Annotated in this window: 27 protein-coding genes; 15 read left to right on the top strand and 12 right to left on the bottom strand. The window is 64.2% G+C overall.

What is annotated here, in order from left to right; genetic code table 11:
- Both AB7290_RS14370 and AB7290_RS14375 read left to right on the top strand, forming a co-directional pair.
- The gene (locus AB7290_RS14370) at window positions 1–1,254 is read left to right on the top strand and encodes an ATP-grasp domain-containing protein (protein ID WP_085405892.1); all 1,254 of its coding nucleotides are present in this window, start codon (window positions 1–3) and stop codon (window positions 1,252–1,254) included.
- Entirely contained in the window at window positions 1,251–2,750 is a 1,500-nt protein-coding gene (locus tag AB7290_RS14375; RefSeq protein WP_085405893.1) for a pyridoxal phosphate-dependent decarboxylase family protein, read from the top strand. Before AB7290_RS14370 ends, AB7290_RS14375 begins: the two co-directional genes overlap by 4 nt.
- A gap of 79 nt (window positions 2,751–2,829) precedes the next feature.
- Here AB7290_RS14375 and flbT read toward each other — a convergent pair whose 3' ends face one another.
- A complete protein-coding gene (gene flbT, locus AB7290_RS14380) occupies window positions 2,830–3,255 on the bottom strand; it encodes a flagellar biosynthesis repressor FlbT (RefSeq protein ID WP_071912194.1) in 426 nt (141 codons plus the stop codon).
- Window positions 3,256–3,578: 323 nt separating this feature from the next.
- Here flbT and AB7290_RS14385 point away from each other — a divergent pair, with 323 nt between their 5' ends.
- The 3 genes from AB7290_RS14385 to flaF all read left to right on the top strand — a co-directional run bounded on the left by AB7290_RS14385 (window position 3,579) and on the right by flaF (window position 7,694).
- Window positions 3,579–5,183, top strand: coding sequence for a flagellin N-terminal helical domain-containing protein (locus AB7290_RS14385; protein WP_085405894.1), 1,605 nt, complete (start codon window positions 3,579–3,581; stop codon window positions 5,181–5,183).
- Window positions 5,184–5,427: 244 nt separating this feature from the next.
- Window positions 5,428–7,035 (top strand): flagellin N-terminal helical domain-containing protein, encoded by a 1,608-nt coding sequence (locus AB7290_RS14390; RefSeq protein WP_028148522.1) that lies wholly within the window; start codon window positions 5,428–5,430, stop codon window positions 7,033–7,035.
- Window positions 7,036–7,325: 290 nt separating this feature from the next.
- The gene (gene flaF / locus AB7290_RS14395) at window positions 7,326–7,694 is read left to right on the top strand and encodes a flagellar biosynthesis regulator FlaF (protein ID WP_014493991.1); all 369 of its coding nucleotides are present in this window, start codon (window positions 7,326–7,328) and stop codon (window positions 7,692–7,694) included.
- A 53-nt stretch (window positions 7,695–7,747) separates the two neighbouring features.
- Here the strand turns inward: flaF and AB7290_RS14400 are convergent, their stop codons facing one another.
- The 4 genes from AB7290_RS14400 to AB7290_RS14415 all read right to left on the bottom strand — a co-directional run bounded on the left by AB7290_RS14400 (window position 7,748) and on the right by AB7290_RS14415 (window position 10,271).
- Window positions 7,748–8,110 (bottom strand): hypothetical protein, encoded by a 363-nt coding sequence (locus AB7290_RS14400; protein WP_028148520.1) that lies wholly within the window; start codon window positions 8,108–8,110, stop codon window positions 7,748–7,750.
- 159 nt (window positions 8,111–8,269) lie between these two features.
- The gene (locus AB7290_RS14405) at window positions 8,270–8,767 is read right to left on the bottom strand and encodes a hypothetical protein (protein ID WP_085405895.1); all 498 of its coding nucleotides are present in this window, start codon (window positions 8,765–8,767) and stop codon (window positions 8,270–8,272) included.
- An 11-nt stretch (window positions 8,768–8,778) separates the two neighbouring features.
- Window positions 8,779–9,147 carry a flagellar assembly peptidoglycan hydrolase FlgJ gene (flgJ, locus tag AB7290_RS14410; RefSeq protein WP_085405896.1) on the bottom strand — a complete coding sequence of 123 codons (369 nt, stop codon included), beginning with the start codon at window positions 9,145–9,147 and terminating at the stop codon, window positions 8,779–8,781.
- Window positions 9,147–10,271: a flagellar basal body P-ring protein FlgI gene (locus AB7290_RS14415; RefSeq protein WP_085405897.1), complete on the bottom strand. Its 1,125-nt coding sequence runs from the start codon at window positions 10,269–10,271 to the stop codon at window positions 9,147–9,149. The genes flgJ and AB7290_RS14415 overlap by 1 nt, the downstream gene beginning before the upstream one ends.
- Window positions 10,272–10,541: 270 nt before the next feature.
- On the opposite strand from AB7290_RS14415, the gene AB7290_RS14420 reads away from it, so the two are divergent.
- Window positions 10,542–10,955: a flagellar assembly protein FliX gene (locus AB7290_RS14420; RefSeq protein WP_085405898.1), complete on the top strand. Its 414-nt coding sequence runs from the start codon at window positions 10,542–10,544 to the stop codon at window positions 10,953–10,955.
- Here AB7290_RS14420 and AB7290_RS14425 read toward each other — a convergent pair.
- A complete protein-coding gene (locus AB7290_RS14425) occupies window positions 10,952–11,323 on the bottom strand; it encodes a winged helix-turn-helix transcriptional regulator (protein WP_085405899.1) in 372 nt (123 codons plus the stop codon). The two genes, AB7290_RS14420 and AB7290_RS14425, sit on opposite strands and share 4 nt — an antisense overlap.
- Window positions 11,324–11,486: 163 nt before the next feature.
- Between AB7290_RS14425 and AB7290_RS14430 the strand changes: the two genes are divergently transcribed.
- Together AB7290_RS14430 and dksA are read left to right on the top strand one after the other, a co-directional pair.
- Window positions 11,487–12,098 (top strand): NAD(P)-dependent oxidoreductase, encoded by a 612-nt coding sequence (locus tag AB7290_RS14430; protein ID WP_085405900.1) that lies wholly within the window; start codon window positions 11,487–11,489, stop codon window positions 12,096–12,098.
- 213 nt (window positions 12,099–12,311) lie between these two features.
- Complete coding sequence (dksA, locus tag AB7290_RS14435) at window positions 12,312–12,677, top strand: RNA polymerase-binding protein DksA (RefSeq protein ID WP_008554760.1); 366 nt, start codon at window positions 12,312–12,314, stop codon at window positions 12,675–12,677.
- 289 nt (window positions 12,678–12,966) lie between these two features.
- On the opposite strand, the gene AB7290_RS14440 is transcribed toward dksA, so the two are convergent.
- Window positions 12,967–13,365 carry a winged helix-turn-helix transcriptional regulator gene (locus AB7290_RS14440; RefSeq protein WP_201266287.1) on the bottom strand — a complete coding sequence of 133 codons (399 nt, stop codon included), beginning with the start codon at window positions 13,363–13,365 and terminating at the stop codon, window positions 12,967–12,969.
- Window positions 13,366–13,458: 93 nt separating this feature from the next.
- Between AB7290_RS14440 and AB7290_RS14445 the strand changes: the two genes are divergently transcribed.
- Window positions 13,459–14,487 carry an SDR family oxidoreductase gene (locus tag AB7290_RS14445; protein WP_085405901.1) on the top strand — a complete coding sequence of 343 codons (1,029 nt, stop codon included), beginning with the start codon at window positions 13,459–13,461 and terminating at the stop codon, window positions 14,485–14,487.
- 102 nt (window positions 14,488–14,589) lie between these two features.
- Entirely contained in the window at window positions 14,590–15,369 is a 780-nt protein-coding gene (locus AB7290_RS14450) for a 2-keto-4-pentenoate hydratase (protein ID WP_085405902.1), read from the top strand.
- Between the two features lie 147 nt (window positions 15,370–15,516).
- Here the strand turns inward: AB7290_RS14450 and flgH are convergent, their stop codons facing one another.
- The 4 genes from flgH to flgF are packed head-to-tail and all read right to left on the bottom strand — an operon-like array spanning window position 15,517 to window position 19,004.
- Window positions 15,517–16,281 carry a flagellar basal body L-ring protein FlgH gene (gene flgH, locus AB7290_RS14455; RefSeq protein WP_063982276.1) on the bottom strand — a complete coding sequence of 255 codons (765 nt, stop codon included), beginning with the start codon at window positions 16,279–16,281 and terminating at the stop codon, window positions 15,517–15,519.
- A 3-nt stretch (window positions 16,282–16,284) separates the two neighbouring features.
- Window positions 16,285–17,427 carry a flagellar basal body P-ring formation chaperone FlgA gene (gene flgA / locus AB7290_RS14460; RefSeq protein WP_085405940.1) on the bottom strand — a complete coding sequence of 381 codons (1,143 nt, stop codon included), beginning with the start codon at window positions 17,425–17,427 and terminating at the stop codon, window positions 16,285–16,287.
- Between the two features lie 10 nt (window positions 17,428–17,437).
- Window positions 17,438–18,226, bottom strand: a complete 789-nt coding sequence (gene flgG, locus AB7290_RS14465; protein ID WP_014494004.1) for a flagellar basal-body rod protein FlgG — start codon at window positions 18,224–18,226, stop codon at window positions 17,438–17,440.
- Between the two features lie 16 nt (window positions 18,227–18,242).
- Window positions 18,243–19,004 carry a flagellar basal-body rod protein FlgF gene (flgF, locus tag AB7290_RS14470; protein WP_063982277.1) on the bottom strand — a complete coding sequence of 254 codons (762 nt, stop codon included), beginning with the start codon at window positions 19,002–19,004 and terminating at the stop codon, window positions 18,243–18,245.
- A gap of 381 nt (window positions 19,005–19,385) precedes the next feature.
- Between flgF and fliL the strand changes: the two genes are divergently transcribed.
- The 5 genes from fliL (at window position 19,386) to AB7290_RS14495 (ending at window position 23,181) form a co-directional block, all read left to right on the top strand.
- Complete coding sequence (gene fliL, locus AB7290_RS14475) at window positions 19,386–19,886, top strand: flagellar basal body-associated protein FliL (protein WP_085405903.1); 501 nt, start codon at window positions 19,386–19,388, stop codon at window positions 19,884–19,886.
- A 19-nt stretch (window positions 19,887–19,905) separates the two neighbouring features.
- Window positions 19,906–21,108: a flagellar motor switch protein FliM gene (gene fliM, locus AB7290_RS14480; RefSeq protein ID WP_071912214.1), complete on the top strand. Its 1,203-nt coding sequence runs from the start codon at window positions 19,906–19,908 to the stop codon at window positions 21,106–21,108.
- On the top strand, window positions 21,105–21,551 hold the full coding sequence (locus tag AB7290_RS14485) for a DUF6468 domain-containing protein (RefSeq protein WP_063982280.1): 447 nt from the start codon (window positions 21,105–21,107) through the stop codon (window positions 21,549–21,551). The genes fliM and AB7290_RS14485 overlap by 4 nt, the downstream gene beginning before the upstream one ends.
- Window positions 21,552–21,560: 9 nt before the next feature.
- Window positions 21,561–22,322, top strand: coding sequence for a MotE family protein (locus tag AB7290_RS14490; RefSeq protein ID WP_014494009.1), 762 nt, complete (start codon window positions 21,561–21,563; stop codon window positions 22,320–22,322).
- A gap of 661 nt (window positions 22,323–22,983) precedes the next feature.
- A complete protein-coding gene (locus AB7290_RS14495; protein ID WP_144030896.1) occupies window positions 22,984–23,181 on the top strand; it encodes a hypothetical protein in 198 nt (65 codons plus the stop codon).
- Window positions 23,182–23,203: 22 nt separating this feature from the next.
- Here the strand turns inward: AB7290_RS14495 and AB7290_RS14500 are convergent, their stop codons facing one another.
- Window positions 23,204–26,608, bottom strand: a complete 3,405-nt coding sequence (locus AB7290_RS14500) for a VCBS domain-containing protein (protein WP_085405906.1) — start codon at window positions 26,606–26,608, stop codon at window positions 23,204–23,206.
- Window positions 26,609–26,956 lie beyond the last annotated feature (348 nt).

The raw sequence follows: 26,956 nt of genomic DNA on the forward strand, positions 1-26,956 counted from the left end.
ATGCAGCATCCAGTTTCCGCGCCGATCGGCGTGACCGTGCCGAACTATGCCGACCGCATCGGCTTTGCGCAGCTGACGCGCCAGGCGTTCGAAGGTGTCGATCTGCAGCCACTGCGCGATCAGCTCGTCACGCGGATCACGGAAGGAGCAGCGCACGCGGGCGAAGGCCTTGACCTATCGCTGATCGTCCAGCTACTCGGCGACAAGGCGGCGGGGCTGGCGATCCAGTCGGAGGTGCTGACCTTCCATCAATTGTTTCGCACGCCCGCTGCGGCTCCGAAGCCCGGCTTGCGCGTGCTCGCCCTTGCGGCCGACATCGACATGGGCGGCAACACGCCGATCGAATTCCTGCTCGAAGGCTCCGATTTCGAGCTGCTGACGCTCTATGTGACCAAGGATGTCGGCTTGCCTGAAACGTTGCCCGATCACGACGTTGCCATCGTGGTTGCATCCGATTCCGAGGAATGCCGGGAAACACTGGCCCTGATCGAAAAGGCTGCGCCGCACTGGCCGCGTCCGCTGCTCAATCGCCCCGATCTCATCGGCAACCTCGATCGCGACAAGCTGTATCGGCTGCTGGCGGGCATCCCTGGTCTCGAGATTCCATCGACCATCCACGCCACGCGCGCGCAATTGATGGATCTCGCGCAGGGCCGGATCGCTTGCGAGGACATCGCCGGCGAATTACGCTTTCCGATGATCGCGCGGCCGCGCGGCACGCATGCCGGTGTCGGGCTCGCGAAGCTCGACGATGCGCCGGCACTCGCGGCCTATCTCGCCGAGCGCGAGGAGCAGGATTTCTTTGTCGCGCGCTTCGTCGATTATGTGAGCCCCGACAGGCTCTACCGCAAGTACCGTCTCGCGATGGTCGACGGCAAGCCCTACGCCTGCCACATGGCGATCGCCGATCGCTGGGACATCTGGTATCTCAACGCCTACATGGCGTTCAGCGAGGAGAAGCGGGCTGAAGAGGCCGTCTTCATGCTGGACTTCGACTACGCCTTCGCCGCGCGCCACAAGGCCGCGCTCGACGAGATGAGCCGGCGCGTCGGCCTCGATTATTTCATCGTCGATTGCGCCGAGAACCAGGACCGCGAGCTGCTGGTCTTCGAAGCCGACAACACCGCCGTCGTGCACAACATGGATCCGCCGGTCGTGTTTCCGTACAAGCCGCCGCAGATGCGCAAGATCTTTGCCGCGTTCACGGCGATGCTGTCGCGGCACGCAGGAGAGGGCAAGGCGAGCGCAGCATGAACGAGATCATCCGCAACGCGCAAAGCTCCGTCGCGCAGGCTTCGCTCGATCCGCAGGACTGGAGCGAATTTCGCACGCTCGCCCATCGCATGCTGGACGAGGCGATCGACGGCATCGCCAATGTCCGCACGCGGCCGGCGTGGCAGCCGATTCCCGACGGCATCCGCGCGGCATTGAAGGCCGACGTGCCGCGCGAGGCGAGCGACCTTGCCGATGTCTATCGCGAATTCGCCGAGCATGTCGCGCCCTATGCGACCGGCAACGTCCATCCCGGGTTCATGGGCTGGGTGCACGGCGGCGGCACCGCGGTCGGCATGCTCGCGGAGATGCTCGCAGCTGGCCTCAATGCCAATCTCGGCGGACGCGATCACATGCCGATTGAAGTCGAGCGCCAGATCGTCGCGTGGATGCGGCGCCTGTTTGCCTTCCCGGAGAGTGCGAGCGGCATCTTCGTCACGGGCACGTCGATGGCCAATTTGATGGCGGTGCTGGTGGCGCGCACCGCTGCGCTCTGGACGCTGGCGCGGCAGCACGGCATCGGCAATGACGGCGCGCTGCTCACGGCCTACACGTCGCAGGCTGCGCATGGCTGTGTCTCCAGGGCGATGGACATTGCCGGGCTCGGCACCGATGCGCTGCGCAAGATCGGCGTCGATGCCGATCATCGCATCGACGTCGCCGCGCTACGCACGCAGATCGCTGTCGACCGCGAGGTCGGCTTCAAGCCGTTTCTCGTCGTCGCTTCCGCCGGCACGGTCGATATCGGCGCGATCGACGACCTCAAGGCCATCGCTGCGCTGTGCCGCGAGGAAGGAATCTGGTTTCACGTCGATGGCGCCTTCGGGGCGCTCGCGATCTTCTCGCCCGAGCTCGCGCCCATGCTCGGCGGCATCGAGCTCGCCGATTCCATTGCGCTCGACTTCCACAAATGGGGGCAGGTGCCTTACGACGCCGGCTTCCTGCTGGTGCGCGACGGCGAGCAGCACCGGCAGGCCTTTGCGCAGCCCGCGGCCTATCTGCGCCGCGAGGCGAGGGGCCTTGCGGCTGGTGCAGTCTGGCCCTGCGATCTCGGCCCCGACCTGTCGCGCGGCTTCCGCGCGCTGAAGACCTGGTTCACGCTGAAGACGTTCGGCACCGACCGGCTGGGCGCGGTGATCGCGCGAAGCTGCGCGCTGGCGAAATATCTGGAGACGCGCGTGCTGGCCGAGCCGCGGCTGGAATTGCTGGCACCGGTGAACCTCAACATCGTCTGCTTCCGCTACCGCGCCGACGATGCGGTCAATCGCGAGATCGTCGCCGATGTCCAGGAGTCCGGCGTTGCGGCGCCCTCGAGCACGACGCTGGACGGCAGGTTCGCGATCCGCGCTGCCATCGTCAATCACCGTACCGACGAGACGGACATCGACGCGCTTGTGGCTGCGGTGCTGGAGTTCGGCGCGCGGCGGACCGGCGATGGTCTGATCGAGATCGAGGCGCCGCCGCTGGCGGCGCAGTGACCAGGAACGCAGCTGAAACGACAACGGCCCCGGAGATGATCCGGGGCCGTTGTCGTTTGGGCAGGTTGATGCGTGCCGATCAGGCGGCCGAGCTGACGTCGCCCTTGGGATGCGTCGCTTGGTACTGGTCCCGCAGCTTCTCTTCATAGGCGATCAGCTTGCGGGCATCCTTCAGCGCCCGATAGAGATCGCCGCTCATGATGTTGTTGTTGATGCTTTCGATGATCGGCCAGGCGCTCGGCACCGCGGTGACGATGTCGCGCACAAGGTTGAAGTAGGTGCCGTGCTGGCTCTGCGGATCCGGCGAGATGTACATGAGCTGGACTGCGAGATAGACGAGCTTGGCCGGCGTGTCGGCGGTCTCCGGCGTGAGGATGTCGCGCTCGCGCAGGATCGGCACGTTGTCGCCGTCGATCAGGAGGCGGGCGCGCTGGTCGGTGTTGGTGATCACCGAATTGCCGACGATGATGCGTTCGTGCGGTTTGAGCTCAACCTTGAGAGCCATGCCTGTTCTCCATCAACCCTTTTACAACGATCCGTCGCGGCGTTCGTGCGATGAGGGCGATCGTTCGTGATTTGGAGCCGATCCTTGCGCAACATGGTTAACAGGTCGTAAACGACGGCGGCGCGGACAGAAAATGCAACAATTTCAAGGCTGATAGCGGCATGTCCAGCCGTCTGCCGCGGCCTCGAAGGGCGCTTTCAGCGTCCCGGCGGGAAAAGTGCGGGTTTCATTTCACGGATTGTTAGAGGCTTGGACGCACGGTCCGGCGGTCGTCTGATCAATTTTGGTCAGATAGGACGCGTAGCTACCAGAAAGGTAACAGTATGTCCGTCGTTCTCTCCGCATCGGTTCGCCAGAACCTGCTCTCCCTCCAGTCCACCGCCGACCTCCTCGCCACCACCCAGTCCCGTCTGTCGACTGGCCGCAAGGTGAACTCGGCTCTGGATAATCCCACCAACTTCTTCACCGCCCAGGGCCTTGATAACCGCGCCAGCGACATCGGCAATCTGCTCGATGGCATCGGCAACGGCGTTCAGGTTCTCCAGGCAGCCAACACCGGCATCACCTCGCTGCAGAAGCTGGTGGACAGCGCCAAGTCGATTGCCAACCAGGTGCTGCAGAGCCCGACGGGCTACTCCACCAAGTCGACCGTGACCTCGACCGCCATCACCGGCGCGACCGCCAACAACCTGCTCGGCACCGGCTACACCAACAACACGGTCGCCGGCACCGCCGTGCTGAACGACAACACGGGCACTGCGGTCAACATCACCGCTTCCACCCAGCTGGTTGGCACCGCGGGCGCGACGTCCGACGACCTTGCTACGGCCATCACCAACGGCTCGGTCCTGACGGTCAACGGCAAGAACATCACGTTCTCGACCGCGCAGACCACTTCGACCACCGACACCGCCGGCAACGTCACCATCGGCATCGGCACGGGCAGCACCTTGACGGTGCAGAGCGTGCTGAGTGCGATCGACGGCATCACCGGCACCGGCACCGCCTCGACTGTCGCCGCTGGTAAGCTCACGCTGAGCACCGGCACGACCTCGGATCTCACGATCGCGGGTTCGGGCAACGTGCTCGCCGCGCTCGGTCTCACCGCCGGCACCACCGCCCGCGTCCCGCCCGCCATCTCCGGCCAGACGCTGACGATCGCAGCCACCGGCGGCGGCACGCCCACCAGCATCACCTTCGGCACCGGCACCGGCCAGATCTCGACGCTGAACGGGCTCAATTCGGCGCTGGCGGCCAACAACCTGCAGGCCTCGATCGACTCGACCGGCGTGATCTCCATCACGACCACGAACGACGCGGCCTCCTCGACGATCGGTACGCTCGGCGGCTCGGCCTTTACCGCCACCGGCCCGTTCCACAGCGCTGCCATCGCGGCTCCGGTTGCCGATCCGACCTCGCAGACCCAGCGTGCAGGCTTGGTTGCGCAGTACAACAACGTGCTCGCGCAGATCAACACGACCGCGCAGGATGCCTCCTTCAACGGCGTCAACCTGCTCAACGGCGATACGCTGAAGCTGACGTTCAACGAAACCGGCAAGTCGACGCTGAGCATCACCGGTGTGACCTTCAACACCGCGGGTCTCAACATCTCGACCCTCGCCTCGGGCACCGACTTCCTGGACAACGCTTCGGCCAACAAGGTCCTGACCTCGCTCAATGCCGCCAGCAGCACGCTGCGTTCGGAAGCATCGACGCTGGGTTCGAACCTGTCGGTCGTGCAGATCCGTCAGGACTTCAACAAGAACCTGATCAACGTCCTGCAGACCGGTTCGTCCAACCTGACGCTGGCCGACACCAACGAGGAAGCGGCCAACAGCCAGGCGCTGTCGACCCGCCAGTCGATCGCGGTCTCGGCGCTGTCGCTGGCCAACCAGTCGCAGCAGAGCGTGTTGCAGCTCCTGCGCTGATACGCGGCGAAAATCGTCAAACAAGGCATTACGGCGGGGCTTTTGCCTCGCCGTTTTTTTGCGCGTGATGCGGCGTGAACCGGGTTTCAGGGAACCCTGACCGGTTAATACCTTGTTAACCTTGTGGCTTAAGCCGCCATTAACCTTAATTTAAAGGAGTGGGCCTAGAACTAGACAAAAGCCCATTTGCCAGACCGGCGGGCTCCGATTCGTACGCGTCGCGCTCCAAGAGGAAGATCTGCCAATGTCCAACATCGTTCTCTCGGCATCAGTCCGCCAGAACCTGTTGTCGCTGCAGTCGACAGCCGACCTGCTCGCCACCACGCAGGAACGTCTTGCAACCGGCAAGAAGGTCAACACGGCGCTGGACAATCCGACCAACTTCTTCACCGCACAGGGGCTCGACAATCGCGCCAGCGACATCAGCAATCTCCTGGATGGCATCAGCAACGGTGTGCAGGTGCTGCAGGCCGCGAACACCGGCATCACCTCGCTGCAAAAGCTGGTCGACAGCGCCAAATCGATCGCCAGCCAGGTGCTGCAGAGCCCGACAGGGTACTCGCCCAAGTCCAACGTGACGGCGGCCGCGGTCCCCGGTGCGACCGCCAACAACCTGCTGGGCACGGCATACACCAACAACACGGTCACCGGCACCGTCGTCAACAATGACGATACGAGCGGCGCGGCGCCGATCACGGGCGCGACCAAGCTGGTCGGTACCGCCGGTGCGGGTTCCGACGATCTCGGTACGACGATCACCAACGGTTCGGTCCTGACTGTCGACGGCAAGACGATCACCTTCTCGACCGCGCAAACCACCTCGACCACCGACTCGTTCGGCAACGTCACGATCGGCATCGGTGCCGGCAGCACACTCACGGTGCAGTCGGTACTTAGCGCGATCGACGGCATCACGGGTACGGGCACGGCCTCGACCGTTTCCGGCGGCAAGCTCGTGCTCAGCACCGGCACGAGCCAGGATCTGGCGATCTCCGGCTCGGGCAACGTGCTCACGGCGCTCGGCCTCACTGCCGGCACCACCGCCCGCGTTCCGCCCCCGCTCAGCGGCAAGACGTTGACGATCGGCGCGACCGGCGGCGGCACCGCCACCAGCATCACCTTCGGCGCCGGCGTCGGGCAGGTTTCCACGCTCAATCAGCTCAACGCGGCGCTGGCGGCGAACAACCTGCAGGCGACGATCGACACGACCGGTCATCTCAACATCGTGACCTCCAACGACTCGGCGTCCTCGACGATCGGCGCAATCGGCGGCACGGCCGCGGCGAGCGGCCAGCCCTTCTATGGCCTGATCGCGCAGGCGCCCACCGTCGACCCGGATTCGCAAGCCACGCGCGCCAATCTGGTCGGGCAGTACAACAACGTGCTCGCGCAAATCAACACCACGGCGCAGGACTCTTCCTACAACGGCGTTAATCTGCTGAACGGCGATACGCTCAAGCTCGTGTTCAACGAAACCGGGCGTTCGACGCTGAACATTCAGGGCGTCACCTTCAACGACGCCGGCCTCAACCTTGCTCCCTTGACCTCGGGCGTTGATTTCCTGGACTCGAAATCGGCGAACGCCATTCTGACTTCGCTCAACTCGGCCAGCACCACGCTGCGTGCCGAGGCGTCGACGCTCGGTTCGAACCTGTCGATCGTGCAGATCCGTCAGGACTTCAGCAAGAACCTGATCAACGTGCTGCAGACCGGCTCGTCGAGCTTGACGCTTGCGGACACCAACGAGGAAGCGGCCAACAGCCAGGCGCTCTCGACGCGCCAGTCGATCGCAGTCTCCGCGCTGTCGCTCGCCAACCAGTCGCAGCAGAGCGTGCTTCAGCTCCTCCGCTAAGCGCGACGCTGACGTACACGATGAATCATTCAACGGCGAAGCCTAGGCTTCGCCGTTGTTTTGAGCGAGATCGCTAACTGTCGATTAGCTCAGATCAGCGCATGATGGATGCAATCGTTTACAGTGCGCGCACTCGGATTTAGCCTTGAGGTAAAGGTGGATGCCGCGACCCGTAATTGTCCGGAGATCGTCCGCACTCTCACGTAAGCAAATCTTAAGCGGTGCTGCCTAGGGTTGGGAAAGAAATCCTTAAGCCTGTACAACGGGCGAGGAAACCTCCAGGGTGATCGATGTCGAGTTCTGCTGCTTCGGCCTACGCGCGTGTAGCCACGACCACTGCGTCTCCTCGCGATATCGAGGCGCAGACGCTCCTGAAGGCCGCCAACAAGCTGCAGGACGCCATCAACAGCGCCGATCCCTTCAACGAGCAGACGACGCAGGCGTTGATGTTCAACCGCAAGCTCTGGACCATCTTCCTGAGCGAGGCGATGCGCGACACCAATCCGCAGCCGCTCGACGTTCGGCAGAGGATCGCCAACATCAGCGTGTTCGTGCTGAGCCAGACTGCAGCGCTGCTGATGAGCCCGCAGCTCGATCACTTCCGCCCGCTGATCGAGATCAATCGCAACATCGCCGCCGGTCTTTCGGGACGGTCGTAACGCGACCGATTCGAACGACCTCGATACGGCCGTCGCGACCCGCGGCGTGAACGTCAGGCGCTGCGATCGGTGCTGAGTGGACGCGGGGGCTCGGACTTCATGTCCAGTGCGTGGAAATAGGCGCGCCGCCGCAGCATCGCTTCATCCGGAAACTGATCGACAACCGCATCGGTCCTTTCGTTCACGACCTGGAACACGAAGGACGCGGCGGGCTGGTTGAAAACGACCTGGCGTGAAACGCTGTCGTTGGTGCTCTGCAAATCATTGCGCGCAGCCGCGCTCGTATCGCTCGCGGCGACCGTCTGGCTCACCGGCAAATCAGTTTGCACGGCCTCGTTCGCCGCCGCATTGGACGTCGTTATGATCTGCACGGGGGCCGGTATCCCCACCGGCCTGATGCTGAAATCTGTACTCATGGCAGCCTCCTGGTTGCCTTGTCTGAGTCAAATCCCAACCCCTCTCAATACGCAACCATGGAACACCAGGATTGAAGACCGGGTAAGCAAACGTGCCTAACCGCGCGACGATATCGCCGCGCGGTTTTTCGTAAAATTGCAGGGAGTTTTCGCGCGCGCTCAGAGCGAGCGGCTGACCGCGAGCGGGGTGATGTGGCGTGGGCCCGGAGCCGCGCGGCGTCCCGCCGCCGTGTAGGTGTTGGGCACGTTGCGCTTCTGGATCTCGGCGTTGACGCCGCGCACCACGCTCTCGGAGACCGCGTGTGCGGTCGCGAGCACGGTGAGATTGACCTGGAGCATCGCGCGGAACGCATCGTGGTGCCGATGCAGCGTCGAGAGCAGCTCGGGCGCGGATTTCGCGAGCTGGGCCTGGTTCGTCTTCAATTCGCTGACGGCGCTGACATAGTTGCGCGACAGCTCCTGCTTCTTGCTCTCGAGCGTCATCGCTTCGCGGACCTGGCCGGCGCGGACGAGCTCGGTCTCGCGCTCGACCAGTCCGAGCAGGGCGTTCATCGAATCCATCAGCTGCTCGGCGACCTTGCGCGCCTCGGCGTTGCCGGGTGCGGTGTTGGGGCGCTGCGCTTGCACCGGCTGACGTGAGGCGTTGAAATGGTTCATCTCGGTTGACCTTATGCCGTGCGGATCGTTTTCGCCTGCTGCATGATGAGGGTGCGGTAGACTTCGGTGGCGACACCGACGCCGCCGGCCTTGGCGAAGTTCTTGGAATATTGCTCGGTCAGCATCGAGCGCCACACGCCGGTGCCCGGGGTGTCGCCGAACGGACCTTCGCCCTTCAGGCCCGAGGTCATCTGCGAGAACATGCTGTTGAGGAACATCGCCTCGAAATCGGTGGCGGTCTTCTGCGCCTTGGACTGCTGCTGTGGCGAGACCTTCTGCAACGCGGCGGCGAGCTCGAAGTCGGGCCGGCCGTTGCGGCTCTCCACCGAGAAGGCCGAGGAGGTGACGACGTGGGGGGGGGTGATCATGCTGGTCTGCATCACATCACCTCGATGTCGGCTTCGATCGCGCCGGCGGCCTTGATCGCCTGGAGGATGCTGATGAGGTCGCGCGGGCCGATGCCGAGGCCGTTGAGGCCGTCGACGAGCTGCTGAAGCGAGACGCCGTCCTTGACGACGGCGAACTTCTTGCCGTCCTCGACGACGCTGACGCCGGTGCGCGGCGTGACCACGGTGCGCCCGCGTGACAGCGGGTTGGGCTGGCTGACCTGCGGGCTCTCGGAGATGGTGACTGTGAGGTTGCCTTGCGCCACCGCGACGGTTGCGACGCGAACGTCGCGGCCCATCACGATGATGCCGCTGCGTTCGTCGATGACGATCTTGGCGGCGAGATCAGGATCGACCTGGAGCTGCTCGATCTCGGTGAGGAAGGCGACGACGTTGCCCTTGAACTCCGGCGGGATCGAAAGCTGCACCGTCGAGGGATCGATCGGCTCGGCCGTCTTGACGCCAAGATAGTCGTTGATCGCGGCCGCGATCCGCTTGGCCGTGGTGAAGTCGGCGTTGCGCAGCGCGAGCCGCACATTCGGCAGCCGATTGAGTGCGAACTCGATCTCGCGCTCGATGATGGCGCCGTTGGCGATGCGGCCGACGGTCGGAACGCCGCGCACGATTTTCGCGGCTTCGCCTTCGGCCTGGAAGCCGGAGATCGCGAGCGAGCCCTGTCCGACCGCGTAGACATTGCCGTCGGCGCCGAGCAGGGGCGTGACCAGCAGGGTGCCGCCGCGCAGATCCTTGGCGTCGCCCAGCGCGGAGACGGTGACGTCCATGCGCGTGCCCTGGGTGGCGAAGGCCGGCAGATTGCCCGTGACCATCACGGCGGCGACGTTGCCGGTGCGGATGGTGGCGCCGCGGATGTTGACGCCCATGCGCTCGAGCATCGCTTGCAGCGACTGCTTGGTGAAGGGGATGTTGTTGAGCGTGTCGCCGGTGCCGTTGAGGCCGACGACGAGGCCGTAGCCGATGAGCTGGTTCTGCCGCACGCCCTCGATATTGGCGAGGTCCTTGATGCGCGATGTCGCGCTTGCAGGCGTGACCGAGAGCGCCAGCGCTGACAGCGCGGCGCAGGCCACCCCAACAATCCTCACCCAACGAACGCCTGGCATCCTCTGCTCCCCGAGGCTCCTCACATCTCGAACCATCTTCGACACTCCCATGACGAGCTGGTCCGACGCTTTCCTTGCGAGTGCTGTGCCAACGCGGGGCAGCGGGGTTACGCGATTGAATAGGTTGAATAAACCTGTTTCCACCGGTGTCAGGGAGCGTTCTCCCTGAGGAGCGAAACTGCCGCCTCTCGGCAGATTTTGCCGGGCCGTTTACGCGCCGTTAACCATAAGACGGCGAAGGTGACGGCATCGATCACCCGGATTCCTGCGATGCGCATCTACGGACCGAACGGCACCACGCTTGGTACGCCGGCCAGCCAGGCCAGGCGGACGAGCTCCGGCACCTTCGTGCTGCCCGACACCTCGTCGGCGCAGGAGACGCGGGGCGCTGCCGCACCGAAGGCGGCCGCGAACATCGATGGGCTGCTCGCACTGCAAGGCATCGACGAAGATCCGGTCGAGCGCCGCAAGCGCTCGGTCGCCCGTGGCAGGACCGCGCTCGACGTGCTCGACGATCTCAAGATGGGATTACTGTCCGGCAATCTCGACGCCTCGACCGTGATGCGGCTGCGCGATGCCGCGGCGAACCTGAAATCATCCTCGGGCGATCCTAGTTTGGATTCCCTGCTGTCCGAGATCGAGCTGCGCGTCGAGGTCGAGCTGGCCAAGGCCGGGCAGGCTTAGGCCGCTTCGTCCTTCTGCTGCGTGTCGTAGCGGCGCTGGGCGGCGAGCACGTCCTTCAGATTCTGCTCGGCCCAATCGCGCAGGGGATCGACGGCGGCCGCGAGCGTCCCCCCGAGCTGCGTGATCGAATACTCCACCGTCACCGGTACGGTTGCGATGGCGTGACGCTTGATCAGGCCGTCGCGCTCGAGCGACTTGAGAACCTGGCTCAACATCTTCTGCGAAATGCCTTCAATCGTTCGGCGCAACTGATTGAAGCGCATCGGCTCCTCGCGCAGCAGCAGCAGGATCAGCACCGCCCATTTGTCGCCGACGCGGTCGAGGATCTGGCGCGTGGGGCAGTTCGCTGCATAGACGTCTGGCTTCATCGTCAAGTCCTCACGATCCGTTTGGCCCCTTGCGGCTCGCGCGCCGGTGACGGGTCCCGGTTACTCTTGCGTAATCAGGTAAGCACAAAGTGCTCTCTTAACACCAGCATCCGTTGCGATATCTAGTAACCGTTAGTTACCAAAAGAAGCAAAGGAGCCTTCCATGAAAATCGCAGTCGCCGGCGCCTCGGGCCGGGCCGGGTCGGAGATCACCAAGGAACTGTCGCGCCGCGGCCATGCCGTCACGGCAATCGCCCGGAACCCCGAGAAGATCGCGACCCTGCCGAACGTCACGTCCACCAAGGGCGACGTGCTCGACCAGGCCGGCCTTGCCAAGCTGTGGGCCGGGCATGACGTCGCCGTGAGTTCCGTGCACTTCCTGGCCAGCGACCCGCTCAAGCTGATCGGCGCGGCGAAGGCGTCCGGCGTTGGTCGCTACCTCGTTGTCGGCGGTGCCGGCAGCCTGGAAGTCGCTCCCGGCGTCAAACTGGTTACAACCCCCGGTTTTCCCGCCCAATACAAGGCCGAAGCGGAGGCGGGCGGGGCTTTCCTTGACCTGCTGCGAGAGGAAAAGGACCCGAACTGGACCTTCATCTCGCCGTCGGCCCTCTTCATCGAGGGGGAACGAACCGGCAAGTTCCGGCTCGGGACCGATCAGCTTCTCGCAGATGCGAACGGGAAAAGCTGGATCAGCTTCGCCGACTACGCCATTGCGCTCGCCGACGAGATCGAGCGGCCGGCCCATCCAAGGCAGCGTTTCACGGTCGGTTACTAGGCCTTCGGCCGCCCCCGGGTTCTCCAGGATAAACCTTCCTGTGCAAGGGCTTGGGGGCGCTAACCGAACGATCAGGGAAATATTGTCTGTCACAGGAGGCCGCTATATAAGCCCGGCTTAACGGACCCCGTTCCGTTGCGAGTCGTTGCTTAGACAGATAGGCCGCCCTTGGAAAAGTTGAAAAACTACCGACCGACCGAAAAAGAGCCTTTCATGAACGACCGGCAGAAGGAGTACTTCCGTTTGAAGCTCCTCGCCTGGAAGGATGAGATCCTCAAAGAGTCCAAGCTCACGCTGCAGGCTCTGCAGGAGGAGAACGTGAACCACCCCGATCTCGCCGATCGGGCATCGTCCGAAACCGACCGCGCCATCGAACTCCGCGCCCGCGACCGCCAGCGCAAGTTGATCGCCAAGATCGACGCCGCGCTCCAGCGTATCGAGGACAACACCTACGGCTATTGCGAGGACACCGGCGAGCCGATCTCTTTGAAACGGCTCGAAGCCCGGCCCATCGCAACGCTCTCGGTGGAAGCGCAGGAGCGCCACGAGAAACGCGAGAAGGTCTACCGCGACGAATAGAGTCCGAGCCGCAGCGATGCGGCTCTTTGTTTTTGGGCTCACGGTGCAGCTTGAGCGCCGTGATCAGCATTTTGTCTGCCGCTTGCCGCGACGCGCATCAGCGATCGCGAAAAGTGAATCACGATCAATGGGCTAGAGTCACTTCCTCCGAGCTCACGTAAGTTCGGATGAGAAACAGCCTTCACTTCAGGTGGGGGAGGTTTTGCGAGTCGCATCAACGAGATCGACTCGAAGGCTGAGGCAACGATCCGGCAGCTTCACACATCGCTGCAATCAGGCTTGGCTGCAATCAGGCTTGCTGCGACGCCACAAGGCGCGCATCGCCATAAAGCCTGGACCAGCTCAATATTTCCTTAAACGCCGGCAACAGGCCATAGGCCGCATCCGTCAACTCGTACTCGACCCTCAAAGGTTTCTCCGCGAAGACGGTTCGCGACACCAGGCCGTCCTGCTCAAGCTCGCGCAGCTGCGTGGTCAGCATGTGCTGGGTGATGCCGCCGATCGCTCGCCGCAACGCACCGAAGCGAACGGCGCCGTTCATCAGCGCGAACAGGATCTCCAGCTTCCACTTGCCGCCAAGCGCATGAATGGCCCGCTTGAAGTCGGCGAGCAGGGCAGGGTCGGGGCTGCAATCGCAGTCGCCGTCGCAAACGCTGGTCAGGTTTTCCATACCGGTCTCGAAATCCATTCTACTTGTTCCCCGGGAGATAGTGACCAGATGCGGCCTTGAGCAGGGTGGCGGAACCAATTCGCCCGCCTGCGCAAGGAGGGGAATTCGGCAATGAGCATTGTTCTGGTCACCGGCGGGTCCGGCTTCGTCGGCATCCATGTCGTCCTGCAACTTCTGGCCGCCGGCCATCAGGTGCGGACCACGGTGCGCCGCCCGGACCGGCAGGCCGACGTGCTCGCCATGTTGCGCGAGGGCGGAGCTGCGTCGCCGGAGAGCCTGTCCTTTTTCACCGCCGATCTCACCGCGGACGACGGCTGGCGCGAGGCCGTCGCCGGCTGCGATTACGTGCTCCATGTCGCTTCGCCATTGTCGACCAGTGTTCCCAAGGACGAGAACGAGATGATCATCCCGGCCCGCGACGGTACGCTGCGCGTGCTGCGTGCCGCACACGAGGCCGGCGTCAGCCGGGTCGTCGTCACCTCGTCGCTGGGCGCGATCGGCTATGGCCATCCGGCGCGCGACAGGCCGTTCGACGAGACCGACTGGACCAATCTCGACGGCGCCGACGTGCAGCCCTACATCAAATCCAAGACGCTGGCCGAGCGGGCCGCCTGGGATTTCGTCGCGCGCGAGGGCGGTGGGCTCGAATTGTCCGTCGTCAATCCCGCCGGCATTTTTGGCCCCGTGCTCGGGCCGGACTTCTCCGGCTCGATCGAGATCGTCAAATCGCTGCTCGACGGCGCCATGCCGGCGGTGCCGCGGGTCTATTTCGGCGTGGTCGACGTGCGCGACGTGGCCGATTTGCACCTGCGCGCGATGACGGCGCCCGAAGCGAAAGGCGAGCGCTTCATCGCGGTCTCCGGTGAGACGATGTCGATCCTCGATATCGCCAGGGTGCTGCGGCGGGAACTCGGGCCTAGGGCGCGCCGGGTTCCGCGGCTCCAGGCCCCGGACTGGCTGGTGCGGCTGGCCGCGAACCGGATTCCGCTGCTGCGCGCGGTCGTGCCGATGCTTGGAAGGGTTCGGCATTCCACCAGCGCCAAGGCGAGGTCGCTGCTCGGCTGGCAGGCCCGTTCCAACACTGAGGCGATCCTCGCGACGGCCGAGAGCCTGATCCGGCTCGGCCTCGTCAAGGGCTGAGGGCGCCCTTGGGCCGTCCTTTGCCTTTGGCCCGCGCTTGTCACGCCCCGGCGGGGATGCTGAAGTGCCGACCTCAATTGCGTAGCGTGGGAGCCGGCGCCGATGGACAAGATTCTCAAAGCCGCAAAGGCGATTGCGCTCGCGCGCCGTAACCACGCGCCGCTCGCGGCGCTGGACCATCCACCGGCCGACGAAGCCGAGGGCTATCAGGTCCAGCGCGCGCTGCACGATCTGCTGCTGCCGCATGTCGGGCCGCTGGTCGGCTACAAGATCGGCTGCACCAGCCAGGTGATGCAGGACTATATCGGCATCCCGCATCCCTGCGGCGGCAGCGTGTTCCAGAAGGGCGTGCACGAGAGCGGGGCCAAGCTCGCGGCTGCCGACTATGTCCGTGTCGGCGTCGAGTGCGAGATCGCGGTGCGATTGAAGCGCGACCTCGCCGCCGGCGAGGCGCCGTTCACGGCCGAATGGGTCGGCGAGGCCGTTGAGTTCTATCATCCCGCGATCGAGATCGTCGACGACCGCTATGTGAAGTGGGAGTCGATGGGCGCGCCGACGTTGATCGCCGACGATTTCTTCGCCGCCGGCTGCGTGCTGGGTGAGGCGGTGCCGCGCTCGTCGGTGCCGGATCTGAAGGCGGTCAAGGGCCGCGCCATCGTCAATGGCGAAGAGGTCAGCCACGGCACCGGCGCCGACGTGCTCGGCCACCCCCACAACGCACTCGCCTGGCTCGCCAACCACCTCGCCGCCGAAAGCAAGGGTCTGCACGCGGGGCAACTCGTGCTGACGGGGAGCCTGGTGAAGACGCTGTGGCTGAAGGCCGGCGACAAGGTGCGGATGGAGCTGGACGGGCTGGGCGTGGTGGAGGCGGAGTTTACGTGAGGCTCCTACGGCAATCCCCGCCGTCAGTCGTCCCAATCGGCTTTACAAAATACATGCGGCCCTCGCCAGGGGAGCTAGCGAGGGCCGCGTAGTACATCGTCGTTCGCGCCTAGGTTCGCGAACACGATGTGGGAGCTCGGGAGAGGCTTAGAAGGGCAACAGCACGTCCATGACCTGCTGGCCGTAGCGCGGCTGCTGCACGTCCGTGATCTGGCCGCGGCCGCCATAGGCGATGCGGGCCTGTGCGATCTTGCTGGAATCGATGGTGTTGTCGCTCTGGATGTCTTCGGGGCGGACGATGCCGGCGACGATGAGCTCGCGGATCTCGTAGTTGACGCGGATCTCCTGCTTGCCTTCGACGACGAGGTTGCCGTTCGGCAGCACCTGGGTCACGACCGCGGCGACGTTGGTCTGCAAGGCCTCCGTGCGATTGACCGAGCCCTTGCCGTCGGCGGAGGATGTCGAGTCGGTGGTGAGAAGGCGGCCGGGCAGGATCTTGAGCGGCTGCGTGACCGTCTTGCTGCCGATGAAATCCGTAATCCCCGAATCCTCCTTGGCGGTTCGGCTGCGCTGGGTCTCGTTGGCGATGTTGGCCTTGTCGGTGATGTTCACGGTCACGGTCAGGAGGTCGCCGACATGGGTCGCGCGCTGGTCCTTGAAGAAGGCGCGGCTGCCGTTGCGCCACAATGAGTTCGGATTGTAGGAGGCGACTTCCGGCTTCGGCATCGGCATCTGCACCGGCTTGTAGCCGGGCTGCGTCGTCGGATTGTCGATCGCCGACAATTTCGGTTGCTCGCCGATCTGCGACAGGCGGTCGATCGAGGAGCAGCCGCTCGCCAGCGCGCAAACTGCCAGCAGCAGACCAGAGATCGCGACGCGACGAAGGCGGGAAGCCGAACTGAACCTGGACATGACTTACTCTGACTTGGCTGGAGCTTGCGGGACGCGAACTTGCGGAATCTGGGCTTGGGCGATCTGGGCCGGAGACGTGGGGGGCTGGACCAGGCTCTGTGCGAGCGCTGCAGCAGCGGCCGCGGGGGTGGGCGCTTCGTCGCGCTTGAGCGAGGAGGTCTGCTCGACCGCAGGCGCCATCGGCGCGGACTGGCTCGCGCCCTGGATCGTCACCTGGCCGCGACCGGTGACAATGCCCGCCAGCGTGCGCTTGGTCTGGAGATTGAGCACGCTGACGGTGTCGCCCTCGGCGCCGCTTTCGAGCGCCTTGCCGCGCGTGGTGAGGTAGATCCCGGGGACCTGGTAGATGACGGTGACGCTCTGGTCGCGCGACACGAAGTCGGGCTTGACGATGTCGGCGACGCGGATCGGCATACCCGCCCGCATCGGCCGGCGCAGCTGCATGCCGAGCGTGCGATCGCGCGAGGCGGGCTCGCCGGTGACCTCGGCCTTGGGCCGGCGCTCCAGCGCGATGTCGGAGGACTTGAGGAGATCGGCGCGGTCGATGTCGCGCGTCAGCACGGCCACCTCCACCGTCTCGATCGCGGTGCCGGTGAAGCGCAGCTTGGTCGGCGCCGGATTGCTGTCGTTGTTGATCTCGAAGGCGATGTCGAAACGGCCGTTGCGGGCGTCATAGCGGGTGGCGACCGGCTGGAGCGCGCCGGTGTTGGAGGCATCGAGCCGCATGTCGGCGACGCCGCGGTCGAACGTGACGGCGATGTTGGCGGCTTCCCCAAGGCCGAAGCGGCGCTCGAGCGCCGAGGCCACCGCGGTTTCGAGGTCCTTGTTGGCGAGCGTGCGGGCGAGGCGAGTGACCTGGACTTCCTTGATGTCGCCGGTCATTACGCCGATCACCTGTTTTGCGCGCAGCACAGACAGCACATGCGCGACCGGCAGCGCGCCGGTGGTGCCGAGATCGGGCGAGCGGTAGACCGGGATCAGCGCGGCCGAGCCGGCATTGTCGATGAGATCGCCGACCCGCACCACGTCCGAGGTCACGGTGACGCTCGCGCGCAGCGTCGGCGCTGCGATGAAATCGTCGGCGGCCTGCGCCGGCAGTGCCAGCAGCAGGAAAGCGGAGATCGTGGCGAGGGTGGTGCGGATCATCGTCATCACCTCAGCGGAACAGCGCCGTGGTCGATTGCATCATCTGGTCGGCGGCGCTGATGACCTTGGCGTTCATCTCGTAGGCGCGCTGCGCGGCGATCAGGTCGCTCATCTCCGAGACGACGTCGACATTGGCCTGCTCCAGGCTGCCCTGCGTGACCTTGCCGTAGCCTTCGGAGTTCGCGGTGCCGTCCTGCGGCGGGCCGGAAGAGGGCGTCTCGACGAACTGATTGTTGCCGACGGGCTGGAGGCCCGCCTTGTTGATGAAGCGGGTCACGCCGATCTGGCCCTGAACGGCCGACGTCGACGAACCCGGCAGCGTCACCGAGACCTGGCCCTGCTCGTTGACGGCGAGGCCGGAGGCGTTGTTCGGGATGGTGATGGTCGGCTGCACCGGGTTGCCCTGCGCGGTGACGACGCGGCCCTGGTTGTCCATCTGGAAGGTGCCGTCGCGGGTGTACTGGAAGGTGCCGTCGGGCATCAGGATCTTGAAGAAGCCTTCGCCCGAGATCGCGAGGTCGAGATCGTTGCCGGTCTGCGACAGCGTGCCCTGCGTCATGCTGCGCGGCGTGCCGACGGTCTTGACGCCGCCGCCGATGTCGACGCCGACAGGCACGATGGTGCCCTGGTCCGAGGCCTGCGCGCCGACGCGGCGGACGTGCTCGTAGATCAGGTCCTGGAACGCCGCCGTCTGCTTCTTGAAACCGGTGGTGCGCAGGTTGGCGATGTTGTTGGAGATGACCTGGACGTTGAGTTCCTGGGCCGCCATTCCGGTCGCAGCGGTGTGGAGCGCTTGCATGTCAGTGATCCCCTAATCAGGCCGGAACGTCGGCGAGCTTCTCGATCGCCGATTTGTGGAGGTCGCTCTGCTGCTGAAGCAGGTTGGCGATGGCGGTGTAGCTGCGCATGACCTCGACCATGCGGCTCATCTCGCCGACCGAGTTCACGTTGGACTTCTCGATGTAGCCCTGGCGCACGGTCGACTTGGTGATGGCCTGCGGGGTCGCGGAGCCGACGTCGTAGAGGTTGGCGCCGAGCTTGGTCAGCTTCGCCGCATCGTCGAACGCAGCCATGCGGATCTTGCCGCGGATCGAGTCGGTCTTGGCGGTGCCCTCGAGCACCGTGACGGTGCCGTCGGGCGCGACATTGATGTCGTGGTCGGTGGGCTGGAAGGTGATCGGGCCGCCAGTGCCGAGCACGAGGTTGCCGTCGGAGGTGACGAGCTGGCCGGTGCTGTTGAGCGAGAATTTGCCGTCGCGGGTGTAGCGTTCGCCGCCATTGGCCTGCACCGCGAAGAACGCGTTGCCGTCGATCGCCATGTCGAGCGGGTTGTTGGTCGGCTCCATCGGCCCCTGGCCGACGTCGCGGAAGGTGCCGCGGTCCTGCACATAGGAGACCCGGCGGTCGGACGCGATGAAATTGTCCTCACGCGCGTTCGAGTTGAGAAACTCCTCGAACAGCGAATGGTCGGCCTTGAAGCCGTTGGTGTTGGCATTGGCGACGTTGTTGGCGATGACATCCATCTGCCGTTCCAACGTCATCTGCCGTGACAAGCCGATCAGAAGCGCGTTCTGCATCGGAAATCTCCCCTGAGTGAGCCTGCCACCTCGCTCTCCCAAGCGCCTTGGCCGACCCGTGAACGAGACTGCCAGGTTCTCCCAAACCCTCCGGCCTCGGTCCTCTCTCAGCGAAAGCCGTGCCAACTCAGAAAACAAAGTAATTTCAATGTCTTGTCGATTTTAGCGGGGAGCGGGGAGGCGGCAGAAAGGTTCTGTTAGCCATGTTTGCCCGGCAGATTTTTCCTAGTGGAGGCCCAATCGAAAGATTCCGTTAACCATTATTACCGTAGCGTTTGCGTGTAAGAGGAGCGCACTGCGCTGGGGCATTTGTATCGCGTCACTGTCTGCCAGGAGGCTTCGCTCTTTCGACCCTTTATGAGATGAGCGAGCCTATCGACCATGGCAGACAATGAAGCGGAAGGCGGCGCAGCCGCCGAAGGCGCGGAAGCCGCTCCGCCGAAGAACAAGCTCAAGCTCATCATCATGGCCGTCGGTCTACTCGCCGTCCTCGGCGGCGGTGCCGCGACCTGGTTCTTCTTCTTCCGTCATGGCGACGACGAGCATCACGCCGAGGCGGCGCCGCCGCCGAAGCCGCCGGCCTTCGTCGACGTGCCCGACATCATGGTCAACCTCGCCGGCGCGCCCGGTGAGCGCGTGCAATATCTCAAGCTCAAGATCGTGCTGGAGCTGAAGGAAGAGAAGCAGATCGAGGCGATCAAGCCGACGATGCCGCGCATCACCGACATCTTCCAGACCTATGTGCGCGAGCTGCGCTCCTCCGACCTCAACGGGTCCGCCGGCGTCTTCCGCCTCAAGGAAGAGCTGACCAAGCGCGTCAATGCGGCGGTTTCCCCGATCCAGGTCAGCGCGGTGCTGTTCAAGGAAGTCGTGATCCAGTGAGCATGACGGGCTAGGGATCATGGCAGGCACCGACCAACCAGACCAGGATGCAATTGCCGCCCAATGGGAGGCCTCGCTTGATTCCGAGGATCCCGCGGAGGCCGCGAAGGCTGCTGCCGAAAACGAACTATCCGAGACCATGGCCCTGCAATGGGCGGCCATGGTCGAGGACGGCAGCCGCGATCTCGGCGCCGGCAAGAATTCCGGCGAGCGGGTGCTGTCGCAGGAGGAGATCGACAACCTTCTCGGCTTCGCGGTCGGCGACGTCACGCTCGACGACCATTCCGGCATTCGCGCGATCATCGATTCCGCGATGGTTTCCTACGAGCGTCTGCCGATGCTCGAAATCGTCTTCGACCGCCTGGTGCGGTTGCTGACGACCTCCTTGCGCAATTTCACCTCCGACAACGTCGAGGTCTCGCTCGACCGCATCACCTCGGTGCGCTTCGGCGACTACATGAACTCGATCCCGCTGCCGGCCGTTCTCTCGGTGTTCAAGGCCGAGGAGTGGGAAAACTTCGGCATGGCGGTGGTCGATTCCAGCCTGATCTATTCGATGATCGACGTGCTGCTCGGCGGTCGCCGCGGCGCCAGCCAGCTCCGCATCGAGGGCCGGCCCTACACCACGATCGAGACCGAGCTGGTCAAGCGACTGGTCGAGGTGGTGCTGGTCGACGCCGAGCAGGCGTTCCGGCCGCTGTCGCCGGTGACCTTCACGATCGACCGGCTCGAGACCAATCCGCGCTTCGCCGCCATCAGCCGTCCTGCCAACGCCGCGATCCTGGTGCGCCTGCGCATCGACATGGAAGATCGCGGCGGCAATATCGAGCTGCTGCTGCCTTACGCGACCATCGAGCCGATCCGGGGCGTCCTGCTCCAGATGTTCATGGGCGAAAAATTCGGCCGCGACACGATCTGGGAGGGCCATTTCGCCACCGAGATCAACCAGGCCGAGATCGCGGTCGATGCCGTGCTCTACGAGGCCGAAATCCCGCTCAAGCAGCTGATGCGGCTCAAGGTCGGCGACACCCTGCCGCTCGACATGCGCGCGGATGCCAACGTGACCGTTCGTTGTGGCGACGTCACCCTGACCGAGGGGCGGATGGGCCGGGTCGGCGACCGCGTCGCGATACGGGTGACGAAACCCCTGCGCAAGCCAAGTACGACACTTGCGATGTTCGAGAAGGTGGACGAGCAGAACAAGATGATGGAGGCCCCATGAACCACTCCCTGGGAATGGCGATCGAGACGCTGGTGGCTATCCTGCTGATGCTGACCATCGTCTACTGTGTCATGCTCAACAAGCGGCTGACGCGGCTGAAGGCGGACGAGCATTCGCTGAAGGCGGTCATCGGCGAGTTGATCACCGCCACCGAGATCGCCGAGCGCGCGATCGGCGGGCTGAAGCTCGCGGTGCGCGACGTCAACGAGAACCTCGGCAGCCAGCTGGCGGCGGCGACGCAGATGTCGGACCAGCTCTACAAGCAGCTCGGCGAAGCCGACAACGTGGTGCGGCGCCTGTCCAAGATTGCAATCGCCGCGCGCCCTGCGGCGAGCCCGGAAGCGGCCGCGGTGCCCGCGGCCAAGCCCTCATCGGCGAAGGCGGTGGCGGCTGCGGCCGAAGCCTTCTCCGAGCGCCGACGATCCAACGGCCTTGCGGCATAAAGTCAGGGTATGAAGTCCTTTCGTAACATCCGCGTCATTCCAGTCGTCCTGGTCGCCGTCGCAGGGCTCGCCACGCTCAAGGTCGTGGGCCTCGTGATCAATGGCGGCTATGTCTTCGACTACCAGCCGAGCCAGATCAAGAAATCCTGGGCGCAGGAGAATCTGAACTTTCCGACGGGGCGGGAAGACCCCGATATCACGGGATCTACCCACGGCGCGCCGAAGGAGGCGCCAAAGCCCGCCGCGCCCGAGACCAAGCCCGAGGGCACTGTGGTCAAGATGGACGAGGCCCAGCCGCAGGTCTCGGCCTCCGAGCGCGCGATCCTGGAGCGCTTGCAGGCACGCCGCCAGGAGATCGAGTCCCGCCAGCGCGAGATCGACATCCGCGAGAGCCTGCTGAAGTCGGCCGAGAAGCGCATCGAAAACAAGGTCGAGGAGATGAAGGCGGTGGAATCCCGCATCTCCGCGACCCAGGCCGAGCAGAAGGCGGCCGAAGCCCAGCGCATGAAGGGCCTCGTGACCATGTATGAGGGCATGAAGCCCAAGGACGCGGCACGGGTGTTCGACCGGCTCGAGATGGGCGTGCTGATCGAGATCGCCTCGCAGATCGCCCCGCGAAAGATGTCGGACATCATGGGCGTGATGTCGCCGGAGGCCGCCGAACGGCTGACGGTCGAGATGGCCCGCCGGGCCAATGGCGGCGGCGATCAATCGGCCGCGGCCGGCGATCTCCCCAAGATCGACGGCAAGCCGACGCAAAAGCCGAATTGAAGGCTCCGGAGGCGCGGCGGGCTGCGGCAGCCCGCGCGCAATCGCGCGGTCGTTCGGCCTGTACGCGGCTAGACGCCTTGCGTGTCTAGTGCGCGAACCGCTGTTGAACCCTGGGACCCGTCGCGCTCAGCGGCTTCTCGACGGGAAGGAGGGTCTCGCAGTGCTGCCTGATCAGCGCAGCCTTCGTCGTGCGAGTCACGAGATGAAGGGTGCTGTGGCAGCAGGAACACTCGTATACCTTTAGTGCATAGCCCCGCGCGATTGGAAAGACGGCTACGACCGCTCTTGCCTGGCTACATACAATGCAGTTGGCTTCTCCGCTCATTGATTGCTCCCCCAAAAAAGTTGACCAATCGCATTCGCATCGCAATGATCACATTTGATTCAGAGTCGTTGATGGACCGCAACACCTCTGAGGTTGTGCGAGCCTACTTGGCAACCAAGTACGCAGATCAAACGCGCCGGGGAGTGGGGGGCGCCGCGAGCTTGACGTCTTTGCCGCACGAAGCTCGTCGGCTCGCGTTGCAGATGCAGCTGAAGCAAGCGGCATCTTCTGAGGCTGCGATGAGTTGACGCGTGCAACTGTGAACTGGAGTACACTGGTGCTGGCGAGTTCGTCCTAGGCTCCCGCCAGCGGCAATCAGCCGCGCGGGCGGAAGCCATGAATTACTCGTCCGTAGCAGAACGCGCAATCGAAGCCGTCAATCGGCTGCTCATCGCGGCGATGACGTTGGCCTGGACATCCGCGCTTGACCATCAGCATGCATTGCCGCCGCAAGAAGGGGATGGCGACACTGACGATGTTTGTCCCGAGCGGGACAGCTCCGCCGCATCGGATGGCACGGGAAAACAACACTGAAGATCCAGTTGCCCTGTGGACATCACACGATGAGATCGTGCGGCACGTGGGCGTGAGCTGAGCCTGCACCGTGAGCCGGATCAATATGCGACGGGGACGGTTCAGGCATCGACGCCGCCCCGAATCCGTGGACGACGCCAGCATGTTCGTGATGACCGGACGGGTCCGAAGGATCGTCCCATCCTGCGCTGAGCTCTGAATGGTGGCCATGCAAAGCGCCATCCTTGATGGCGTAGGGTTCGACCGCCGCGTGCCAGGGCGCGGGCGCAATGTCACCCGAACCGTCAGAGCCGTGCTGCTTGAAATGAAATGAGTCCCCGAGGTGAACCGAAGCAACTCGAGGAAGGCCGTTCTCGGCTATCGGGTCCCCATGATGATGCTCGCGCAAGTGATTTTCGTGGTGTGACGTCTCGATGGAGTCTGGGCCGGACTCCATGCTTGGGTCGACCGTGGACGGCGTGACCGGGCCGCTGTCCTTGGCGGCCACGCTCTCTGGAGCGGGCGCGATCCCCTTGCCGTTGTCGAACGGTGTCAACTTGTCGAATACGAACCTATTCTCCGCGACTGCCGTGGGATGAAGCTGGTTGACGGGCTGCACGTGGCTCACCGCGGAGGCCACGTTCTCGCCGGTTGGCGCGTCCGATCGCGTGTTCGCATCGTCGGGCTGAACGAACTGGGTGTGCCCGACCCGGACAACCCGTTCGCAATCGACATCTAACCTGCACCCGCTCGCCTTCGCAGCTTGCCCGGGCCCGTCTCCGTCGATCAGGGCGGCTCGCTCATGGACGATTTCGCCCGATGAGAGGCTGGCCGCCGTCGTCGGGCTACCGGTCGCGTCGTTGTCCGCGCCCGGTTCGAGATTGGCCGGCTCGGCTGCCATCGCATGACCCGACGTTTCCAGCGCGAGCATGAAATCCGACGTCTGGACGGTGGAGAAGCCATCGAGATGGACTTCCACCAGGCTGGAATCGCCGATGCTCAGGCTTTGATCCGTCGGATTGACGTAAACGATGGTCTGGTTCGCCGAGCTGTCGTAGAGCCAGGCGATCGTATGTGCGGGCACCGTCGTGCTGGAGGGGTCGAGTGCCAGAACGGAGAGGGTGAGCGCGCCGAGCGCTATCAGGTCGCCCCGCTCAGAGTCTGCCTTGAAACCAGAGATGATATCAGGGCGCGCTGCACTGGAATTCGACGTCGAGGCAAAGACGAAATGATCGTCTCTGGAGCCGCCGGCAAGAAGGGTCTGTTCGTGCCCGTCGTGAGAGGTGTCGCGACCGCCGTTTGTGCCGATCTTGCCATGATCCGGACTTTCGCCGGAGGCGCCGATGCCATCCGTGTTCGCGTCATGGGTGCTCGCAGCCACCGTCGGACCGGCGGCAAAGGCTCTCGCAGCCGCATTGTCTTCGGGGGGCGCGGTGGCGTGGGGCGGATCGGCGGCATTGAGAGCTGCCGCGTGGCCGAAATGGTCGCGATCGTCGGCGCCGTGGATTGTGATGGCTATGGTCTGTTCCGTCCCATCGATGGTCGTGACCGTGAAGGTGTCGGTCAAAGTCTCGCAGGAAGGAAGCGCCTGCACGGCACAGTTGGTGGTGTCGAGCGTGTAGGTCCACACACCGGCGGCGGTCATCGTGAAAGCGCCGTAGCCGCCCGCGCTCCGTGTCGCACAAGTGACCGGCGTGAATGTGTTCGGCGTGTTGTCGACGTCGGTGTCAGTCAGTCTGCCGCTCGCCGTCGGCTTGCCGTGTTCCCTGCAATCGGGCTCGGTCACCGAGCCGGTGATGCAGCCGTGGATGATGGCCGGATCGTTCGTGCCGTGGATGGTGATCGTCACCACCTGCGCGGTGCCGTCGACGGTGGTCACGGTGAAGGTGTCGGTCAGGGTGTCGTAGGCGTTCAGCGCCTGGACGGCGCAATTGGTGTCATCGAGCGTGTAGGTCCAGACGCCGTCAGCCGTCATCCGGAAGCAGCCGTAGCCATGGTCGCTCGCCCTTGGCGAGGTCACCGGCGTGAAGCTGTCGGGAGTATTGTCGACATCCGTATCTGCAAGCTTGCCGGTCGCGATCGGAGTCCCGGGCTTCCAACATGCGGCTTCCGTCACGGTGCCGGTCGTCGTCCCGGAAATGATGGCAGCATCGTTGGCGCCGTTGATCGTGATGGTAATCAACTGCGGGGTGCCGCCGATGCTGGTCACCGTGAAGGTGTCTGTCAGCGTCTTGCCGACGTTCAGAGCCTGCACTGCGCTGTTGGATTGATCGAGCGTGTAGCTCCAGACGCCGTCGGCGGTCATGGTGAAAGTGCCGTAGCCGTGTGCACTCTTCGTCGGGGAATTGACGGCCGTGAAAGTGTTGGCGGGGTCGTCGACGTCGATATCCGAAAGCTTGCCGGTTGTGACAGGTGGGCCAGGTGGGCCGGATGCGGCATTGGCGACGCCGCCGGATTCGACTGACAAGCCGGTCGTCGTGCCGGAGATGATCGCCGCGTCGTCGGCCCCGTTGATGTTGATCGTGAAGGCCTGTTGAGCCGAAAGCGACCCGTCGGACACGGTGATCACAAAGCTATCGGTGGTCGGCGTCTTCAGCGCGTTGATCGCGCCACTGTTGGGAACGAAGGCATAGGCGCCAGTCGAGCTGTTCAGATAAAGCGTGCCATAAGAGCTGGTCTTCGATACGTCGTAGATCGCTCCCTGCAGCGCGGTAGCGCCCGTAGCGCCTCCACTGATGCCGAAAGTCAGCGTGGCGCCGGAGCTGCTGGCGCTGAAGGTTCCCCTCGTTGCGGTGAAGACGTCGAACACGACCGTGTCGAGTTCAAGCGGTCCCGCCTGCACATTCAAGATCGGCGGCGTCCGCACGGGCGTGATGATGTCGGGCACCGTGACGATGATCGGCTGCAACGGCAGCAGTGCGCTTGGCGCCGCGGGCGCTATGAAATTGATCGGCTCCAGCGGCAGAGATTCGACGAACGGAGGCGTGCCGGACCCGTTCTTGCCAAATCCCTTCGAGAAATTTTCGAGCGCCTCCTGCTGGGCCACCCGCAGCTCCTCCATGCGGGTCGCGCTGTTGTCGAGCTGATTCACGGTAAGCCCGGAGCCGACCTTGCTCAGCACGACCGTTTGTCCGGGGTCCTCGACGATGATGTGCCGCGGGATTGATTCCTTGGTCGTGAGCTCGAACGTGCCGTGTGCAAAGTCCTTGTATGTAATCGTATCGTCGTCCAGGAACGTTGCGTTCGGGTCTGCGGCCCTGACCTCTTTGATCATCGAGAAGAGCAATGCCGTGAGCGACAGCATCCCGAAACGGCCGGCAGAGGCTCGCTCATGAGATTGAATAGCGGGTACATCAGGAGGATTGCTCTTCGCCGTCTTCACGCGGCGATGCAGGCCCGCAGCGGCTTCGCGCTCGCCCCCGTGCTCTGCAGTGGACGTGACGGCCATTTTTCAACCTCGATTGCCCTAGCGGTCGGCCTCAGGCGTCGCCCTATGCCGCCGCGTCTTGGCCGGCTTGCCGCGTCACGCGATCGGGAACAATTTTGTTCCGGCAACCTCAGCTATGCCCGCTAAAAAGTTGTCGTTTCTGAGAATTCCGCCCAAGCTGATCACGGCAGAATTGCTGACGTTTCGCCCGACGGTACCGCTTTCAGCGCTAAAAGCTGTTTGAAATTGCCTGGCGCGGATAGTGACTCTTTTGGACACGGCGATCAGCCATTCGGATTACCCCGGAATAACCATTTTGGCTGTCGTGGTTTGCTGTTGCTGGTCTGCCATTATCGCCGATGGCTTTCG

This window comes from Bradyrhizobium sp. 613_E4_N2_2 (assembly GCF_052075995.1).
GTDB lineage: Bacteria > Pseudomonadota > Alphaproteobacteria > Rhizobiales > Xanthobacteraceae > Bradyrhizobium > Bradyrhizobium barranii.

Coding starts and splice junctions, on each gene's coding strand:
- AB7290_RS14370 (WP_085405892.1), top strand. CDS start 1: ATGCAGCATCCAGTTTCCGCGCCGATCGGCGTGACCGTGCCGAACTAT.
- AB7290_RS14375 (WP_085405893.1), top strand. CDS start 1,251: ATGAACGAGATCATCCGCAACGCGCAAAGCTCCGTCGCGCAGGCTTCG.
- flbT (WP_071912194.1), bottom strand. CDS start 3,255: ATGGCTCTCAAGGTTGAGCTCAAACCGCACGAACGCATCATCGTCGGC.
- AB7290_RS14385 (WP_085405894.1), top strand. CDS start 3,579: ATGTCCGTCGTTCTCTCCGCATCGGTTCGCCAGAACCTGCTCTCCCTC.
- AB7290_RS14390 (WP_028148522.1), top strand. CDS start 5,428: ATGTCCAACATCGTTCTCTCGGCATCAGTCCGCCAGAACCTGTTGTCG.
- flaF (WP_014493991.1), top strand. CDS start 7,326: ATGTCGAGTTCTGCTGCTTCGGCCTACGCGCGTGTAGCCACGACCACT.
- AB7290_RS14400 (WP_028148520.1), bottom strand. CDS start 8,110: ATGAGTACAGATTTCAGCATCAGGCCGGTGGGGATACCGGCCCCCGTG.
- AB7290_RS14405 (WP_085405895.1), bottom strand. CDS start 8,767: ATGAACCATTTCAACGCCTCACGTCAGCCGGTGCAAGCGCAGCGCCCC.
- flgJ (WP_085405896.1), bottom strand. CDS start 9,147: ATGCAGACCAGCATGATCACCCCCCCCCACGTCGTCACCTCCTCGGCC.
- AB7290_RS14415 (WP_085405897.1), bottom strand. CDS start 10,271: ATGCCAGGCGTTCGTTGGGTGAGGATTGTTGGGGTGGCCTGCGCCGCG.
- AB7290_RS14420 (WP_085405898.1), top strand. CDS start 10,542: ATGCGCATCTACGGACCGAACGGCACCACGCTTGGTACGCCGGCCAGC.
- AB7290_RS14425 (WP_085405899.1), bottom strand. CDS start 11,323: ATGAAGCCAGACGTCTATGCAGCGAACTGCCCCACGCGCCAGATCCTC.
- AB7290_RS14430 (WP_085405900.1), top strand. CDS start 11,487: ATGAAAATCGCAGTCGCCGGCGCCTCGGGCCGGGCCGGGTCGGAGATC.
- dksA (WP_008554760.1), top strand. CDS start 12,312: ATGAACGACCGGCAGAAGGAGTACTTCCGTTTGAAGCTCCTCGCCTGG.
- AB7290_RS14440 (WP_201266287.1), bottom strand. CDS start 13,365: ATGGATTTCGAGACCGGTATGGAAAACCTGACCAGCGTTTGCGACGGC.
- AB7290_RS14445 (WP_085405901.1), top strand. CDS start 13,459: ATGAGCATTGTTCTGGTCACCGGCGGGTCCGGCTTCGTCGGCATCCAT.
- AB7290_RS14450 (WP_085405902.1), top strand. CDS start 14,590: ATGGACAAGATTCTCAAAGCCGCAAAGGCGATTGCGCTCGCGCGCCGT.
- flgH (WP_063982276.1), bottom strand. CDS start 16,281: ATGTCCAGGTTCAGTTCGGCTTCCCGCCTTCGTCGCGTCGCGATCTCT.
- flgA (WP_085405940.1), bottom strand. CDS start 17,427: ATGATCCGCACCACCCTCGCCACGATCTCCGCTTTCCTGCTGCTGGCA.
- flgG (WP_014494004.1), bottom strand. CDS start 18,226: ATGCAAGCGCTCCACACCGCTGCGACCGGAATGGCGGCCCAGGAACTC.
- flgF (WP_063982277.1), bottom strand. CDS start 19,004: ATGCAGAACGCGCTTCTGATCGGCTTGTCACGGCAGATGACGTTGGAA.
- fliL (WP_085405903.1), top strand. CDS start 19,386: ATGGCAGACAATGAAGCGGAAGGCGGCGCAGCCGCCGAAGGCGCGGAA.
- fliM (WP_071912214.1), top strand. CDS start 19,906: ATGGCAGGCACCGACCAACCAGACCAGGATGCAATTGCCGCCCAATGG.
- AB7290_RS14485 (WP_063982280.1), top strand. CDS start 21,105: ATGAACCACTCCCTGGGAATGGCGATCGAGACGCTGGTGGCTATCCTG.
- AB7290_RS14490 (WP_014494009.1), top strand. CDS start 21,561: ATGAAGTCCTTTCGTAACATCCGCGTCATTCCAGTCGTCCTGGTCGCC.
- AB7290_RS14495 (WP_144030896.1), top strand. CDS start 22,984: ATGAATTACTCGTCCGTAGCAGAACGCGCAATCGAAGCCGTCAATCGG.
- AB7290_RS14500 (WP_085405906.1), bottom strand. CDS start 26,608: ATGGCCGTCACGTCCACTGCAGAGCACGGGGGCGAGCGCGAAGCCGCT.